The 16,952-nt window shown below is 49.0% G+C and carries 13 protein-coding genes; 7 read left to right on the top strand and 6 right to left on the bottom strand.

The window, feature by feature from the left end; translation table 11 throughout:
• Positions 1-2: 2 nt before the first annotated feature.
• From B4W65_RS02690 to B4W65_RS02675, 4 genes are read left to right on the top strand one after another with little or no spacing between them, the layout of a single operon-like run.
• Positions 3-1,007, top strand: coding sequence for an NAD-dependent epimerase/dehydratase family protein (locus tag B4W65_RS02690; protein ID WP_240509456.1), 1,005 nt, complete (start codon positions 3-5; stop codon positions 1,005-1,007).
• Positions 1,008-1,019: 12 nt separating this feature from the next.
• Positions 1,020-1,955 carry a glycosyltransferase gene (locus B4W65_RS02685; RefSeq protein WP_088653586.1) on the top strand — a complete coding sequence of 312 codons (936 nt, stop codon included), beginning with the start codon at positions 1,020-1,022 and terminating at the stop codon, positions 1,953-1,955.
• 25 nt (positions 1,956-1,980) lie between these two features.
• Positions 1,981-3,102: a glycosyltransferase family 4 protein gene (locus tag B4W65_RS02680; RefSeq protein ID WP_088653585.1), complete on the top strand. Its 1,122-nt coding sequence runs from the start codon at positions 1,981-1,983 to the stop codon at positions 3,100-3,102.
• A gap of 26 nt (positions 3,103-3,128) precedes the next feature.
• Positions 3,129-4,211 carry a glycosyltransferase gene (locus tag B4W65_RS02675; protein ID WP_088653584.1) on the top strand — a complete coding sequence of 361 codons (1,083 nt, stop codon included), beginning with the start codon at positions 3,129-3,131 and terminating at the stop codon, positions 4,209-4,211.
• Here the strand turns inward: B4W65_RS02675 and B4W65_RS02670 are convergent.
• Positions 4,206-5,048: a glycosyltransferase gene (locus B4W65_RS02670; RefSeq protein ID WP_088653583.1), complete on the bottom strand. Its 843-nt coding sequence runs from the start codon at positions 5,046-5,048 to the stop codon at positions 4,206-4,208. The two genes, B4W65_RS02675 and B4W65_RS02670, sit on opposite strands and share 6 nt — an antisense overlap.
• Before the next feature lie 114 nt (positions 5,049-5,162).
• Here B4W65_RS02670 and B4W65_RS02665 point away from each other — a divergent pair, with 114 nt between their 5' ends.
• From B4W65_RS02665 to B4W65_RS02655, 3 genes are read left to right on the top strand one after another with little or no spacing between them, the layout of a single operon-like run.
• Complete coding sequence (locus B4W65_RS02665; RefSeq protein ID WP_088653582.1) at positions 5,163-7,001, top strand: LTA synthase family protein; 1,839 nt, start codon at positions 5,163-5,165, stop codon at positions 6,999-7,001.
• A 31-nt stretch (positions 7,002-7,032) separates the two neighbouring features.
• Positions 7,033-8,280, top strand: a complete 1,248-nt coding sequence (locus B4W65_RS02660; RefSeq protein ID WP_088653581.1) for a peptidase U32 family protein — start codon at positions 7,033-7,035, stop codon at positions 8,278-8,280.
• 1 nt (position 8,281) lies between these two features.
• The gene (locus tag B4W65_RS02655; protein WP_088653580.1) at positions 8,282-9,085 is read left to right on the top strand and encodes a DUF2797 domain-containing protein; all 804 of its coding nucleotides are present in this window, start codon (positions 8,282-8,284) and stop codon (positions 9,083-9,085) included.
• Here B4W65_RS02655 and B4W65_RS02650 read toward each other — a convergent pair.
• The 5 genes from B4W65_RS02650 to rdgB form a co-directional block, all read right to left on the bottom strand.
• Complete coding sequence (locus tag B4W65_RS02650; protein ID WP_146697690.1) at positions 9,054-9,977, bottom strand: hypothetical protein; 924 nt, start codon at positions 9,975-9,977, stop codon at positions 9,054-9,056. The two genes, B4W65_RS02655 and B4W65_RS02650, sit on opposite strands and share 32 nt — an antisense overlap.
• A 117-nt stretch (positions 9,978-10,094) precedes the next feature.
• Positions 10,095-11,087, bottom strand: coding sequence for a Gfo/Idh/MocA family protein (locus B4W65_RS02645; RefSeq protein ID WP_088653578.1), 993 nt, complete (start codon positions 11,085-11,087; stop codon positions 10,095-10,097).
• A 43-nt stretch (positions 11,088-11,130) separates the two neighbouring features.
• Positions 11,131-13,839, bottom strand: a complete 2,709-nt coding sequence (locus B4W65_RS02640) for a DUF3352 domain-containing protein (RefSeq protein WP_088653577.1) — start codon at positions 13,837-13,839, stop codon at positions 11,131-11,133.
• 20 nt (positions 13,840-13,859) lie between these two features.
• Positions 13,860-16,241, bottom strand: coding sequence for a type IX secretion system anionic LPS delivery protein PorZ (porZ, locus tag B4W65_RS02635; RefSeq protein ID WP_088653576.1), 2,382 nt, complete (start codon positions 16,239-16,241; stop codon positions 13,860-13,862).
• A complete protein-coding gene (gene rdgB / locus B4W65_RS02630) occupies positions 16,225-16,815 on the bottom strand; it encodes an RdgB/HAM1 family non-canonical purine NTP pyrophosphatase (protein ID WP_088653575.1) in 591 nt (196 codons plus the stop codon). Before rdgB ends, porZ begins: the two co-directional genes overlap by 17 nt.
• Positions 16,816-16,952 lie beyond the last annotated feature (137 nt).

The following is a 16,952-nucleotide window of genomic DNA, read 5'->3' as shown; positions in this document are numbered from 1 at the left end:
GCTTGAGTTCATCTACTAAAATAGGAAAGGTTTTGATAACCGGTGTGGCCGGATTTATAGGCTTTCATGTGGCTAAAAGACTCTTGGCATCGGGCCTTGAGGTCTTTGGCATCGATTCTATGAATGGTTATTATTCCACACAGATTAAACAGGACCGACTTGAGCTGCTGAAGCGTTTCGCCAATTTCAGTTTTTCGTCGATCAACATTTGCCAACGTAATGATCTGGAGAGTTTGTTTGCCGCCAATCCATTTGATTTGGTTATACACCTGGCTGCTCAAGCGGGTGTACGCTATAGTCTGGATGCGCCTCACAAATATGCCGAAAGCAATCTCATGGGATTTGTGAATGTTATCGAAGCTTGTCGTCAACAGGGCGTTACTCGTTTTCTCTTTGCTTCCTCCAGTTCGGTTTATGGCAATCAGGAAGGTGGTGTCTTTTCTGAAGATGGCTTTACGGATGCCCCTGAGTCCTTGTATGCAGCCACCAAGAAGGCCAATGAGCTCATCGCCCATTCCTATTCAAAACAGTTTGGTATGCAGACCATTGGACTGCGTTTTTTTTCGGTGTATGGGCCTTGGGGGCGTCCCGACATGGCCTACTTTTCCTTTACAAAGAAAATTCTGTCGGGGGCACCTATTTCCGTCTTTAATAGGGGTCAAATGGTTCGGGACTTTACCTACATCGATGATATTGTAGATGGTGTTGATCAGCTGATAGCTAACTTGAATCAACTGCCCGGATATAAGATTTATAATTTAGGGAATAACCATCCTGTTAAAATCATGGATTTTATCGGGGCTTTGGAGCTGGCCCTGGGCAGAGAGGCACTGATTGATTTTCAACCGATGCAGGCTGGTGATGTTGTTTTCACCTGTGCCGATATTTCTTCAGCACAACGCGATTTTGATTATAAGCCTTGCGTAGATATGGAAAGCGGGCTAAAGGTTTTCGTGAAATGGTATCGTGGTTATTTTGGTAAGGGAGAGGCAGCAAAAAGTGAATAGTGAAATTGAGCTATGGGAAAAAATAAAGTGCTTTACTATTCAAAAGGGTTCTTTAAACTTCTGGTCCCACGGTGGGTTTACAGACGACAGTTGCCCAAATTGTTGGATGAGGCCAAATCCATAGATCAGAATGCCTTATGGGAGCGTGTTAATTATTACAATAAGTTGCCCAATAGCAGCATTCTCCCTGGTGATGCTACAACTGTTGGGGCTTTTAGGTATCGCAAGAAGTTGAAGACTTATTTTTTTGATTTGCTGGATTCCTTGCGCTACTTCCCCCGCGAATGGCGGTTTATGTATCTTTTTGGCGATATCACTACTGTTCCTTTGGCGCCCACTTTTGTCAAGAGTCGGCCCATTGTCAGGGGTAATGAAAACTCCGTATTATTGAAGTTAAATGCGGTTCGTCATTTTAATTTCGTAAATGATACGGTTCCTTTCCAGGATAAACAGGACAAGTTATTTGGCCGAGCAAAGGTCTTTAAGCGGCAGCCGCATCGTGAAAGATTTCTGGAAATGTACTGGAATCACCCGTTATGCAATATTGGGAAAATCAACAACGACGGCAGAAACCCGCACTGGTTGGTGCCAAAGACGAGTATCCGGGAGCATCTTCGTTACAAATTTATTCTTTGCCTTGAAGGAAATGATGTCGCCACCAATCTGAAATGGGTAATGGCTTCCAATTCTATTGCTGTAATGCCTCGACCTAAATATGAAACATGGTTTATGGAAGGAACGCTTATTCCCGATTATCATTACATTGCTGTTTCTGATGATTATTCAGATTTGGAGGATAAGCTGCTTTATTACATCAAGCATTCTGATAAGGCTTTGTCCATCGTTGCACATGCCCATGAGCATGTTGCAAAGTTTGTTGATCTCAAGGCCGAAAAAATGGTTGCACTCATGACCGTAAAGCGTTATTTTGAAAGAACTCAGCAATAGACATTCCATTGTAAATTAAAGTACTATGAAGATAGGATACGATGCCAAGCGAGTTTATCATAATCGAACTGGACTAGGTAATTACAGCCGCGACCTGATCAGGATTCTTAGTACTTTTTTTCCCGAGCACAGCTATGTTCTCTTTAATCCAAAGCGGAATTTTCCTCTTTTGTTCCAAAGTTCCTCGGAGGCCGTAATTGAAGTCCTTCCTTCAACGCGTTTGACGCGTTTTTTTTACAATTTATGGCGACAGTTTTTTATCAAGAGTGATCTGTTGGTGCAGGGCATTCAAATTTTTCACGGTTTGTCGGGAGAAATTCCGTTCGGACTTGGGCGCACGGGTATAAAAACTGTTGTTACCGTTCATGACCTTATCTTCTTAAGATATCCGCAGTTTTATTCAGTTTTCGACCGTTATATTCACAAGTTGAAGGCCAAATATGCCGTTAATCACTCAGATGTCATTGTGGCTGTTAGTGAGCAAACAAAAAAGGACATCGTATCCTTTTTCAAAATCAATCCCGATAAAATAAGCGTAATTTATCAGGGCTGTCAGGAAGTCTTTAAACAACGTTTTAGTCAGGAGGCGCACGAAAGCGTCTTGAAAAAGTATGGTTTGCCCGCTCGTTTTATCTTGAACGTGGGAACCATTGAAGCGCGTAAGAACATTCTTTCCGGGGTAAAGGCCATTCGGGATATGGCCATCGACCTTGTTATTGTTGGTTCAGAAACGGCCTATACCCAGCGTGTGAAGGATTTTATTGCCGAAAACAAAATGGGGACAAGAGTGCATTTCTTGAAAGGGGTAAGCAGTGAAGAATTGGCGATATTGTACCAAACTGCGCAGGTTTTTGTGTACCCTTCCTTATTTGAGGGCTTTGGTATACCCATCATAGAAGCCCTATTCTCCGGAACTCCTGTAATTACTTCAAAGGATGGTTGTTTTTCCGAGGCTGGCGGTCCCTCCAGCATTTATGTCAATCCCCATAAACCAGAGGAATTGAAGGCTGCGCTCGAATCGGTCTTGAGTGACGAAAACTTACAGGCGCATATGCGTGAGGAAGGTTTGCGCTACGCCCAGCGTTTTACCCCGGCGTATATAGCCGATGGTTTTCAAAAGGTTTACCAGCAATGTTTAAAAGGTTAAATATTCACTAATTATATAAGCCTTTCATGAAGGGAGTTATTCATATCAATTTGGCAAGGAGCTGGAGAGGTGGGGAACGTCAGGTTGCCCTGTTGATGAAAGAGCTTAAAAGGGCATCCGTCCCCCAGGTATTAGTTTGTTTACGTGGCAGCTCCTTGCACAAGTATAGCCGGGACAATCATCTGCCCCATAAAAGCTTCTCCAATGTAGGACTGTTCTTTTTTGTGCCCTTGCTGATAAGGATTTGGGGACTACAGAAAAAGTACGATGTGGTGCACTGTCATGAGTCAAGGGGGCATACATTGGCCTTTCTTGCGCGTTATTTGTTCGGTAGCAAGATTAAAACCGTGGTTCATCGTCGCGTACTTTTCCCCATTCGCTCTAAACCTTTCACTTTATTAAAGTATTCTCCCAAGTATGTTGACCGGGTGGTGTGCATATCCAGGGCGGTAGAGCTTGTCGTTAAACAGGCGGTCCCTCATGCCTCTACGCTGGTTATTCCCTCGGGGGTGCCCATACCAACAGAGGTAGGTGAAAAGGAATTTGATTTGCGCATGAATTTTGGTGTTGCTTCAGATATAAAGATTGTTGCTTATATAGCAGCCCTTTCTGAAGAAAAGGACCATCGCACTTTTTTGAAAACGGCCAAAATCGTTCTGGAATCGCGGAAGGATGTCTGTTTTATGCTTATCGGTGACGGAATTCTTTTAGAAGATTTGACCCAATATACTCGGGAATTGGGCATTGAGGACAAGGTGATATTTGCTGGATTTCAGACGATGATCAATCAGATCATCGGGCAAACAGATCTTCTTTTATTCACGTCCAAATCGGAAGGACTTGGTTCTACAATCCTTGATTACTTTGTACATAAAAGACCGGTTATCAGTTCAAGAAATGGAGGCTCCGAAGAGCTGATCTTTGAAGGAGAAACGGGTTTTTTGTGTCCCGTAGGAGATGCCCAATGCTTTGCGAAGAAGTTGTTGAACTTGTTGTGGGATGAGAATGCCATCCAGCGTATTACACAGAATGCTTACGGTTTTGCGTCAGAGAATTTTTCTGTAGAAATCATTGCGCAGCGTACCTTAGAATTATATGAAAATCTATAGGTCTTCGTTGCTTATTTCGTTCATACCCTGTTTGGCTCTTGATCTTTGGCTTTTTATGGTGTCTTCAAAAATAAGCTGATTGGTTTTAATGAGATTCCTGCTCAAGGGTTCGTGATAAAGGTGGTATTGGATTATTCTGAATTTGGGTAGAAAAACTTCGTAACCCAGTAATTTTAATCTGTATTCAATATCGGTATCTTCACCAACGCAGGGTAATTCATAGCGCATATCAAAGCCGTTAACCGCCAATAAGCCTTTTTTGAATAGTGAAAAATTGCATCCTTTAACTCCGCGCGTGGTGCTTCCAAACCACCTGTTGATTCTTGGGATGGGTAGGTACAGCCCGCTTTCGGCATGTCTGGTCTTTTTGCGCAGACTGTCGGCTAAAATCTTTAAAAAGAAACCAAAGGAAAAGAGCTTTTTGCGTTGAATGAAGTTTGGTTCTATCTTTTGAGAAAGGACGTTTGACATCATTACTCTGCGTCCTGCAACAATTCGTTCAGGTCTACTAAAAAACAGGTGATCTTTCACAAAAGATCGGTGGGGGATGCAATCCCCATCTACAAAGATGATGTAGTCTGCCTCTGCCGCAATGATGGCTTTATTTAATATTCTGTTTTTTCTGAAGCCTTTATCCTCCTGCCAAATATGTTTTAAGGGGTAAGAAAAATTGTTTTTCCAGGCGTTTATTTGTTCGACAATTTCAGGCTTGGAACCGTCATCGGCAATAATTACTTCAAAGTCGGAAAAATCCTGTTGTTCGAGTGCGGTTAAAATGAGCTGGAGCGCCCTTATGTTGTTGTAAAATGAGACGATTACAGAGGCCTTTGTGGTCATGGTTGTTTTTTGACAAAGATAAATTATTTACTCCGGTCTGGCTTTCCGTGTTTGTGTTTTTGTGGTCTGACTTTTCCCCGATAAGTTTTGTTATTTTTGCAGCAAAGCTTTTGTATGATTAAATATTTGAAATACCTGCTGCAAACAGCCTTGTTCCTGCTTCTGTTCTTTGCCTTTTATCAGGTGCTGTTTCTGTTTTTTAACCGGAGCTACGCCGATGGGGCGCCCTTTGGTGTGTTGGCCCGTTCGCTGTGGGTGGGTTTGCGCCTTAACCTTTCCATGAGCAGCTATGTTTTGTTGCTGGTTGGCGTCATTCAAACCGTCGTATTGTTGTTGACCGGACGCTTCAGCTATAAAGTTGTCAAAGGCACTACTGTTTTCTTTCTTGTGGTTTTCAGTGGCATTTTGTTGGGCAACATTAATCTCTATGCCTATTGGGGGCGCTTGCTCGATGCGGAGGCCTTTGCTTTTTTAAAAACGCCCTGGGTCATCCTGGCCTCGGTGAGCTGGTATGAGAGTCTGGCCTTTTTTGGCCTGTGGCTGTTGCTTGGCTGGACGGCAGCCAAAGGCTACCTTTGGCTGACAAGCAGTTCGGCAGCCTCCGGCGTGTTGCGCTGGCCGGCACGGGGACTGGCAGCTTTTTTCACGCTGTTTATGGCGGCTTTTATGTTGCTGCCCATTCGGGGGGGACTGGGTGTGGCACCCATCAATACCGGGGTGGCCTATTTCTCGTCCTACAATTTTGCCAATCATGCGGCGATTAATCCGCCCTGGAACCTGTTTTACAGTTTTAAGCGGATGGATGCGCGCACGCATCACTATTCCTTTATGGAAGAGGATGAGGCCCATGCGGTGTACGATCAAATGCGGGCGAGGGCTGACGACGCACCGCTTGCTGTGCTCAACACCCCTCGGCCCAATGTGGTGGTGATTTTGTTGGAGAGTTTTTCGTCCCAGGTGGTGGGGATCCTCGGCGGGGAGCCCGTCACGCCGCATTTGGACGCCCTTGCGCGGGAAGGCATCCTCTTCGACAACATTTATGCCGCCAGCGACCGGTCCGACAAAGGTCTTGTGGCCACCATGGCCGGCTACCAGGTCTTGCCCGGCTATTCCATTATTCAGTATCCCCAAAAGTCACAGTCGCTGCCCTTTATGCCCGGTAAATTAAAGGAGGCGGGCTACGATAAGCTCACTTATCTTTATGGTGGGGACATCGGTTTCAAGGGGATGAATTCCTTCGTTACCCTGGCAGGTTTTGAGGAGGTGTTAACCATCAACGATTTTCCTGCAGAGACAAGGGGGGAAAAGTGGGGAGTGCATGACGAGTTTACCTTTGAGCGGTTGTTGCAGGAGATGGAAAAGAGTGCCTCAGCGGAAGCGCCATTTTTCAAATATTATTTTACCCTCAGCAGTCACGAGCCCTTCGATGTACCCATGGAAAAGATCCTCGACGATCCCTATCTGAATTCGGTGGCCTATACCGACCGTTGTCTGGGCACTTTTATGCAGGGCGTGAAGGAGCGTGGCCTCTGGGACAATACCTTGTTTGTGCTGGTGGCCGACCACGGGACCCCTGGTCCCAAAAGGGCCACTTCGCAGATGCGGGAGCGTTACCAGATTCCTATGGTGTGGACCGGCGGGGCTTTGGCTGTGAAAGATACGGTGGTGCACACCTTGGGCAGTCAAAAGGATGTGGTGGCCACCTTGTTGGGGCAGCTCCAAATTGATGCTTCTGATTTTATGTTTAGTAAGGATTTATTGGTCCCCGATCAGGAAGAATACGCCTTTTTCACCTACCCCGATGCCTTTGGCTATGTGAGCCCTCAGGGCTATCAGGTCTACGACAACGCCGCCCGCCGTTATGTGGTGCAGGAAGGCAGCATCAGTGCCCTCGACAGCATCCGTGGCCGGGCCTACCTGCAAGTGGTGTCGGCCGATCATTTAGAACGATAAGCAAAGTAAGTACAAGTTGATACAGCAAAGTATGACCAGGAAAGATTTTGAGATTATGGCGCCGGCAGGTTCTTTTGAATCCCTGCACGCCGCCATTCAGGGAGGGGCCGATTCGGTCTATTTTGGCGCCGGTAATTTGAACATGCGCTCGCGCTCCTCGGCCAATTTTTCGGCCGACGATTTAAAAGAAATTGCCCGAATTTGTCGGGAAAATGGGCTTAAGTCCTACCTCACCCTCAACATTACACTGTACGACCAGGATCTGGAGGAAATGCGGCGAATGGTAGATGTGGCCGTGGAGAGTGAGATTTCGGCCATCATTGCCAGCGACATTGCTGCCATTCAGTATGCGCACAGTCGCGGTATGGAGGTTCATCTTTCTACCCAATGTAATGTGTCGAACATCGAGGCCCTTAAGTTTTACAGCAATTATGCCGATGTGGTGGTGCTGGCGCGGGAGTTGAATATGGATCAGGTCAAAGCCATTCATGAGGCCATCGAACGCGACCAGGTAAAGGGTCCTAAGGGGGAGTTGGTACGCATCGAGATGTTTGCCCACGGCGCGCTTTGCATGGCCGTATCCGGGAAGTGCTACCTGAGTCTCCACCAAATGAACAGCTCGGCCAATAGGGGGGCTTGTCTCCAGCCCTGTCGCAGAGGCTATGTAGTTACCGAAAAGGAAACAGGAGATGAGCTGGAAGTGGACAATGAATACATCATGTCGCCCAAGGATTTAAAAACCATCCACTTTCTGAACAAGATGATCGATGCCGGGGTGCGGGTTTTTAAAATTGAGGGAAGGGCACGCGGCCCCGAGTACGTCAAAACAGTCTGCCGCAACTACGATGAGGCCATTCACGCCTATCTCAAGGAGGATTTCAGTCCCGAGCGCATCGCACGCTGGGACAGCAGTCTGGCTTCGGTTTTCAACCGGGGGTTTTGGGATGGTTATTATCTGGGACAGCGCCTGGGTGAGTGGAGTGCAAACTACGGCTCTCTGGCCACCCATAAGAAGGTCTATTTGGGCAAAGCCACCAACTACTTTCCCAAAATTGGCGTGGCCGAATTTGTTATGGAGACCCAAAATCTGGCAGTCGGCGAGTCTATTTTAATAACCGGTCCCACCACCGGCGCCCTCGACTTGAAAGTGGACGAATTGCGTTATGAGCTGGAACCGGTTCAGGAAGTGGTCAAAGGTCAGCGCTTCTCTCTGCCGGTGGCCACCAAAGTGCGGCGCAACGACAAACTGTATAAGATGGTTGCCAACACAAAAAAGTAAGATGACTTACACAGGCAATATACAAAAGATGGGGGCCTTGGCCGATGAGCAGGGGCGTGTGCATTATACCCTTCAAATGGGTGGGGACGAATTGGATATGAATGCTTTGATGGGAAAGGAGCTGGAAATCAGTTTTCTGGGAGAGATTTATTGCAGGTCCTGTGGTAAAAGGACCCCCAAATCGTACGCTCAGGGTTTTTGTTTTCAATGCATGCAAACGGCGCCCGAGGCCGAAGAATGTGTGCTGCGTCCGGCGCTTTGCAAGGCCCATTTGGGCGTAGCACGCGATATGGATTATGCGCGACAGCATTGTTTACAGTCGCACTATGTCTATTTGGCCAATACCGGGGAGCTTAAGGTGGGTGTTACCCGGGCCTCGCAGATTCCCACACGCTGGATCGACCAGGGTGCCGTGGCGGCTGTTCCCCTCTGTATTACGCCCAACCGGCACATTGCCGGTCTAATAGAACAGCAGCTGTCGGCCCATATTTCGGATAAGACTTCCTGGAAAAAAATGGTCAGCAACTCCATCAATGGCGACATCGATTTAATGGAGGAGCGCGATCGGGCGGCAGCATTGCTTACGCCGGGGATGCGTCGTTTTGTATGTAGTGATGTTGCGCTGCGCCACTTTATTTACCCGGTGGCCGCCTATCCTGCGGCTCCAGTGAATCATAATTTGGATAAGCAGGCGAGGCTAAGCGGCAAGCTGTTGGGTATTAAAGGGCAGTACCTCCTGTTTGACGGAGACCGGGTGCTGAATTTACGCCGCTTTACCGGCTATCGCCTTTCCATAAGTGACTGAGTCGCTCGTCCTGCCAGGGGGGCAGCACTACAGGACCGCCTCTTTTCCGGCCCTCCCTGTTGAAGGAAAGTTGAGAACTGATGGGATGATGTCCTCTGAAAAGCTGCTCCAGAAAAGGCGTTTGGTGTACCTGGTATTTTTCTATCTTAAAAAAACTGTTGATGAAAATATGGTCGGTCAGAATCAGGGGAAGGTTCTTTTCCAAGCCGGGTTCTTTGGTTTCCATCAGTCGCACACTGTTTTCGAAGGAGTAGAGTGGATCCCAATTTGCCGCCAGTAAGCGTTCGGCAGGACCATCGGTCAGACTGTTAAAGTTGCCGGTGATAACTACCGGAGCATGGCCGGCAATTTCATTAATTTTGCGAAGCAGGAGTGTGGAACTCATCATGCGGGCATCTTCGTTCAGATGGCAAAAATGGGCATTAAAAACGAAGAAGATATGTCCCGTTTGAAGGTTCACAAACTTACCCCAGGTGACCGTTCTCGGAAACAGTGCCCCCCAGCTCTTGCTGCCTGGAATATCCGGTGTTTCAGACAGCCAGAATTGCGAATCGGCCAGAAGCTTCAGGCGATGGGGTAAGTAAAAAATCGGACAGGTCTCCACCAATTGCGACAAATGGCTGTCAACGGCCGGAAGACTTTTATATGCCTGCAACTCTTCGGATAGTATTTGCAGGCGTTCTGGATGGATTTCCTGCAAACAAAGCAAATCAAAGTCGTGGGCTGCCACCAATTTGCCAACGGTGGTCCATCGCTCTTCCTGCAAGGTCTCCACCGGCTCATTGTAACCGGCCCCGGTATAAAGGGTGCACACCTTAAGGGGCGCCTGCGGCGAACAGGCCGTCAGCAAAGCTGCTGCGCCCATTCCTAGTAAAAGTAAAATCTTCCTCATGCTTCAAATCCTGGTTGAAGCAAAAGTAAGCGCAAAGCATTTAGCTGCTGTTTTTTTTACAGGAAGGGTCGGTTTTATTTGACCGCCAGCCTGTTTTGCGTCGATATGTCGAATAGACTAAAGGCCTGTTGCTGCCCAGGTCTGTTCGGTGTCGGATTTTCGGATGGCATCAATAACACGCATATTGTTTAGGGCGTCTTCGAGACTCAGCGGCATTACTGTTTTGTTTAAAACAGCATCGGCAAAGGCCTCGAAAATCAGCTGATAAGGATCGGCGCTTGGGAAACTGACTTCCCTGCTGCCCTGGGGGGTTGCAATGCTTATCGTTGCGGGGGTATCCACATAGGTGTTAAAGGGAATGTGCACGGTAATGGCTCCACCAGTTCCCACAATGTCGACTTTTTGAAAAGGCTGTGATGAGGTGGATACATGAAAACTTGCCCGGAAGGAGCCAAAATCCATCAGGGCAGACTGGTGTTGGTCGGTATTGAAGTCGGGATGCCGATCGGCCAGGGCCAGTACGCGTTGTGGCTCCTTGTCCGACAAGAATCGGGGTACCGAAATGGCGTAACACCCTATGTCCATTAGCGCGCCTCCGCCGTATTCTTCAATGTTGCGGATGTTAGACGGGTCGGGATTGTTGTACGAAAAAGCCGTATGGATGTAGGTGAGACTACCAATTTGACGGGTGCGGATGAGGTTGTGTACGTGCTGCCACAGGGGGTGAAAGCGGTACATAAAGGCTTCCATCAATGGGGTTCCGGTGGATTGCGCTGTTTCGACCATCAGTTCGGCCTGGGCCGTATTCATCGCCAGCGGTTTTTCGCACAAAACAGGTTTGCCTGCTTTCAGGGCCTTGATGGTCCAGTCGGCATGCATGTGGTTGGGCAGCGGAATGTATATGGCATCCACATCCGGGGCATAAATCAGGGCCTCATAATCGTCGGAAGTCACCGGAATGTCAAAGGCCAGGGCCGCTTCTTCTGCCTTGGGCAGTTCGCGGGAGGCAATGGCATAGGACAAGGCATTGCGACTGGCTTGCAAGGGCAATACAATGCGTTTTAAAAAATGGTTGGAAACACCTAAAATTCCGATTTTGAGCTTTTGCATAATAAGTTCGTTTCTGTTTTGTTTATTTTCTGAGGCCCGATCGCTATTCTACCCGATAATTGTAGAGATAGTTGTAAGGGCCACCGGTAATCAGGTTAAAGCGATAGGCTGAACTTTTCAGGAAGCCTATGCTGAAGCGGCTGGTGCCCTTCAGTGGGAAGCCCTGATAGTGGGAGCCGTCACTGTTGATCAGGTGAATTTTTCCACCTTCCTGTTCCACCACACCAAATTTGGTGTCGCTGGCCGAAAAGCGATACACATCGGCCAGGGGCTGGATCTTATTTTCAAAAGTAACATTAAAAAGGCTTTTATGTTCCTGATCAATGAGTCTGAGTTGATTTTCGGTGGTCAGCAGATAGCGGGGACGGGGCGATGCTGCGTCCACCAGGGCCAGACTGTGCTTGCCCCGAAGGCCTTCGATGTCCTGTAAAACGGTCTGACCAGAAGGCAGTGCAATGGTAGCCAGTTGGCCCAGCTCCGTGGTGCTGACCAATGCCGCCCGATCGCTGTCTTCTCCTTGCAAAAAGAAGGGTGAGTCCGGATTACGCACAAAAGTTCGGTCGGGCCGCACCCGAATATCTCCCCTACGGTCGAGAATATAGGAGCGGTAGGTATCGCTGAAAACCAAATAATCTCTGCCCTGACTCACAAAATGTTGCACCGGGGTAGTCACCGCACCTTCCGTCTGAGGGCGGTTCCAGCCCGTTACGCTGTTGCCCGTCTTGTCGAAAAGATGTACTTGCCGGTCGTCCAGCGCCACAAAGATGCGGTAGTCCTTATTATTGTCGTAATCAAAAACTGCCAGTCCGTTGGTGGCCTTTGCCGACAAATTGAGGGGATAGCGCGCCACATGGTTGCCGTTGCGGTCGAGCAGATAAATGCGATCTGCCGTGTTGAAGAGGTATTGTAGTTTGTTGTTTCGGTAATAATCTATCTGGTAGACTTCACTGAGGATGGGTCCCTCCAGATTTCTTTTCCAAAGAATCCGGCCTTTGTTGTTGAGCAGGTATAAGGTGTTTCCGGCATCCTGCACCAATATTTCCTTCTCGTTGTTGTTGTGGTTGTCGACGAGGGCCGGCTTCATGGTCAGACTGGAATCGAGGCGGCTCTGCCAAATGGTTCTGGGCTCCTTGTCGCGATGTGGCGTATGCTGCGTAAAAAGCGAGGTGTACACCAGGTCTGCGGCCGACGAAAACTGCAGGCCCAGCCCGTAGAAGTTCGATAAGGCTTTGTTTTGTTCGGTGGTGCTGTGGAACACCGCCGGGTTCAGGACCTTTTGGGCCAAGGGCAGAATGTGCCCGGGTTCAGCAAAGAGAAAGAGGTTTTCGCGATAGGAAAAGTTCTCGGCAAAGGAGTTGAAATAGGGATGGGTGGCAAGCGTTCTTTGCAGCAGATTGGCGTAAAAGAAGTGCTCCAAAACGGCCGGGTCATCGGCAAATACCAGGTAATTTCGGTAAAAGGAAAAGTAGCGGACGGGCGTCTCGGGCAGGATGGGCTGCCAGTAGGCGCTGAAACAATCGGCTTCGGGTGTGCGGTACACCGGATAGCGGGTCTGGCTGTCTATTTGTAGCCATTGAACGGGTTCAGCTGCCGGACTGTTGGGGCGGCTCAGTCCCTCCAGTAATTCCAGGCTGCGCGCTTGTCCCACGGTGTTGAATACCAGTAGGGCTTGATATGCAGTTGTTTTATCGCTTTGTACGTAAGCCAGGGTGGCTTCTTCCTGGATGTACGAAAACACATGCGCATCAAACTCTTGCTGATGGCTGCGCTTAAAGGCCTGCAGTTGCTCTTCTCTTTTTTTATCGGCAGGACGAGCAGCCATCAACGCTCTAAAGTTATCGCGAAAGCGGGAGCCGGAGCCCAGACTGTAAGCCATCATAAAGCGGGTCTCGGCAGGCAGAATGGCCGGCAGCTCGGGGCGCTGCGGTTCTATGTGACGAAAGAGATGAAGCAACAAACTGTCGCCCTTCCCACCCGAGAAACCATTCATCATTAAACTGTTGTTGCGCAGGTTCAGATCCAGCTCGGTCCATGTGCCAAAAAAATCAAAGACCGGATGGCGGATGGCGTCCTGACTCAGCTGCGTCAATTGCTCAAAATTGAGCCATAGACTGGCCGATCGGGGCCTTTTGTCGCTGCTTTGCCAATGTGTAAAATTATTGTGCATCAGCAGTCCGTTCTTCCTGTCTAAAGCCTGGAGGCTGAGAAGGAGGAGCGAGCGGGAGGGACTGATCAACACATAGGGCTCCTTCAGTGCCAGGAAGCTCTCCTGCGGCAACAGCTGGCCCGCCTCGGAATGATAAATGCGCTTGTCTTCGCGATCGGGAAGAAAAGGAGGACCCTGTTTAAGCAGGCGCTTAAGCGCAGCTTGTTCGGTTCGGTTATTCAGCTGGGTGGCCAACAACCAGCCGGGTAGCGAATCGTTTACCCAGGCCAAGGCCATTGGTCGCCTGGCCAGGAGACCAGGCACCTCTTTTTGAAAAACGGCGGCAGAATCGAGGTGGCGGACAGCTTTATCAAAGGCCTGATATAAGGCAAAGTTGCTCAGCTCCTGTTGGTAATCGCTGTTTGTTAGTTGGCTGTGAAATTCGGCCGGATGGGCAATGTTTAAAACCAGGGCGGTCTCCATAGGCAGTGCCAGGGCCGGATTGCTGTCGCTGTATTTTTGGTGTCTGTAGAAGTACAAAAAAGCGGCAACAATTATGGCGCAGAGCAGTACTATTACCGAAATGGTCAAGTATTTCCTGGTCATATACTGAGTTTTTCAGGTTATCATCTGACTATAGCAATTTTGGTTGCGGCCGACTGACTGCCGTCTTCTGTGGCAACAAAAATGAGGTAAACGCCCGATTTAACTTGCTGACCCCAAAGGTTGCGACCATCCCAGAAGGCCTGAGCGCCTATCGAATTGGTTTCGAAGACCAGCTTGCCCGAAACGTCTGTTATTTTTACTGTCGTTTTATTCATCAGTCCCGCAATGGTAATGTTCCCCGTAAACCCGGGTCGCACGGGGTTCGGGTAGGCGTACAGCGCATCGAAAGAGGTTTCAGCCTTGGTGGCATTTCCTTTATATACCACAATTCCTTCACCGGTTGCGATGTACAATTCGCCGCTTGCCTCATCGATGCTCAGGTCGTTGATGTAGTTAGAGGGTAAGGGACTGTTTTCGGTATTGAAATGTGCCAACTGGCGCATGCCGTTGGCAGATACCAGGTAGAGTCCATAGCCCTGGGTTCCCAACCACTTGCGGTTTCCCGGGTCTGTCAAAATACTTGAAACAACCTGTCCGTCAAGCAGGTAGTCTCCCGTCCCAGAGCCGTCGTTTCGGGGAATCAGAATGCGTGAAAAAATTGGTCTTTCCTGGGAGAAGATACTGCCGGGCTGATATTGAACAACTACCCCCAGGTCGGTCCCCAGCCAAATATGCCCGTCGGCATCCTCCTCCAGGGCCAAAATATTGTTGGTCAGCTCCTGTCCTTCATCATTCCAAAGTAAAATTTGCCCCATGTTGCGGCGGTCGCTGTCCGCACTTTTGGGAACGGCACTTCGGTAGTAGTCGTCGCTTTGGCTTTCGGGCGTTCCGTTGTCGTTCCAGATAAAAAGACCCTTGGCATCGCCCCGGTAAACCGACAGCCACATGTCGCCATAGGAGGTGGCGAGCATAGGTGCCATCCCCTGATTGTCAGACAGTGCACCATAGGAATAGCGTTGCCAGCGGTCTTCTTCCGGAAAATAGGCCACCAGGGACGAAGCTACCTCTGAGTTGGTCATCCACAGCATCCCCTTATTGTCAAAGGCTGAGGTGGCTACCCGGACATAACGCGAGTTGTTCTCAAATATGTTTACGAGTCCGTTTTCCGGCGTTAGAAAATGACGGCTGACTTCAGCTTCCGAACCGTCCGCCTCTACTTCAAACAAACCGCTGCCCCAGGAGCTGATGTAAACTTGATCAGGGTTTTTCGGATGGGGAGTGATGCTTAATAAATCCTTTGAGTTTTGCAGCAGGGGACTGTTTTGGGTATGGAGTGCCTTCCAGCCATCGGGCATGAGAACCGAAATGCTGGAGGCTGTATTGGCGTTGTTCCAGGCACTGGTCAATCCCCCGGGAACCACCCAGAGCTTGTCTCCGCTGAACCGGAGACTGTGTGCCTTATTGCTGAAAGGGCCGTCGGGCAACAGCTGTATCCAGGCTTCATCTTTATAAACCAGGAGCCCGTTGTTGAAGTCGGCCACCCAAATATTGCCCTCAGAGTCGACATAAGCCGAACGGAAGGCCGGCATAAGCGGGTGATTGGCAGGTAGGCCCAGTTGGCCTGTCCTTTGTCCCTGATCGTTGTAGTAATAGAGGGCCGTACTGGTAACTGCCAAAAAGCTGTCGCCTGCCTTTGTCCACTCACTAAAGGCCGAAGAGCTCCCCAGGTTTGTGTTTTGCGTGTCGTTAAGCAGCCATAAGGTGTTGCTGCTACCCTTTTCTCCTTCGCTTGCGACAACATGGCCCGAGCGTACTTCAAGGGACGAATAGTTGTTGGTGTTGGTCGATATGGTTTCCCAGGCGCTGTAAATCGGAAGGTCCGGAGCCGTTTTTCTGGCTCTTTTGACGCCCTGTCCGGTGGCCGCATAAAGATAATCGGCATCTGCGGTCATTTGGTTTACTTTAAGGTCCGCAGCCTGGTCGCCTATGTAATAAGTGCTTTCTATTTCCCGGCGCTGTAAATTTACAACCAATATCCCAAAATCGGTCGACAGGTAGGCCCGGGTGCCTTCGGGAAGAATGTGGTTGATGGCTTTGGAGCCGCTCAGCTGTTTTATTTTCAGGTCGTTAATGTTGTAGATCTTTTCCTGCGTAAGCAAGTCGATGTTGCCGTTTTCGTAAGCAATGATAAGGGTGTTTTGCTCCTGGCTGTAGGCCAGACTGCTGATGCCGTAATCGGAGAGTCCGTTGATTTTATTGAGGGTGGTCAAAGCCTGGTCGGCCTTGTTGTAAACCACCAAGCCCAGGCGGGTGGCTGCATAAATTGCCGCGGGTGTTTCCGCCAGGGCAAAACTTTGCCTGTTAGAAAAATGGTCTTGCCAGCCATTGGCTTTCAGGTCCGGGCTCAGCCACCCGGTAAAAAGCAGTCCGAAGAGAAGCAGGCTGTTAACGAATTTGCTCATAAGTGCTGTTTAAAAATTCCAGCAGGCGATTTACTGCACGACCGCGGTGACTGATGCGATTTTTTTCTTCGGCACTCATTTGCGCAAAACTCAGCTGCTGTCCTTCAGGAATAAAAACCGGGTCGTAACCGAAGCCTTCTGTGCCGGTGGGCTGCCTGCTGATCTGTCCCGCTACACTGCCTTCAAAAAGGTATTCTTTGTCGTTTAAAATCAGGGCAATTACGGTTCTGAAACGAGCCTCTCTTTGACTCTGGCCTTCGAGTTGCTTTAAGATTTTTTGCACATTCGCACGGGCGTCGCATTCGGGACCAGCCCAGCGGGCCGAATGTACGCCGGGAGCTCCTCCCAGTGCCGCAATTTCAAGTCCGGTATCGTCGGCAAAAACGGGTTGGCCAAAATGTTGGTAGATGGTTCGTGCCTTAATCAGCGCATTGGCTGTCAAGTCCTTCCCGGTTTCGTCAATGGCATCGGTGTAAGACAGGTCGTTGAGACTTTTAAGCACGATGCCCGGGGGCATCAGCTGTTGCAGTTCTTTCAGTTTATTTTGGTTGTGCGTAGCAAAAATCAGCTGCATATAGCTTAACAATTTGAACAGACCAGTGTTGACCTGCGTAGCGAAAATACGAAAAAACTCACAAATTCCTTTGGCTTACAAAAAACCCTCCTGGTTTTGGGCAGGAGGGTTGGCTTAAAACAGTGTTTAAAGGTTTT

This window comes from Geofilum rhodophaeum (genome assembly GCF_002210225.1).
GTDB classification, from domain to species: Bacteria; Bacteroidota; Bacteroidia; order Bacteroidales; family Marinilabiliaceae; genus Geofilum; species Geofilum rhodophaeum.
The sequence above is the reverse complement of the archived record's forward strand: the minus strand, read 5'-3'. Positions and strand labels throughout refer to the sequence as shown.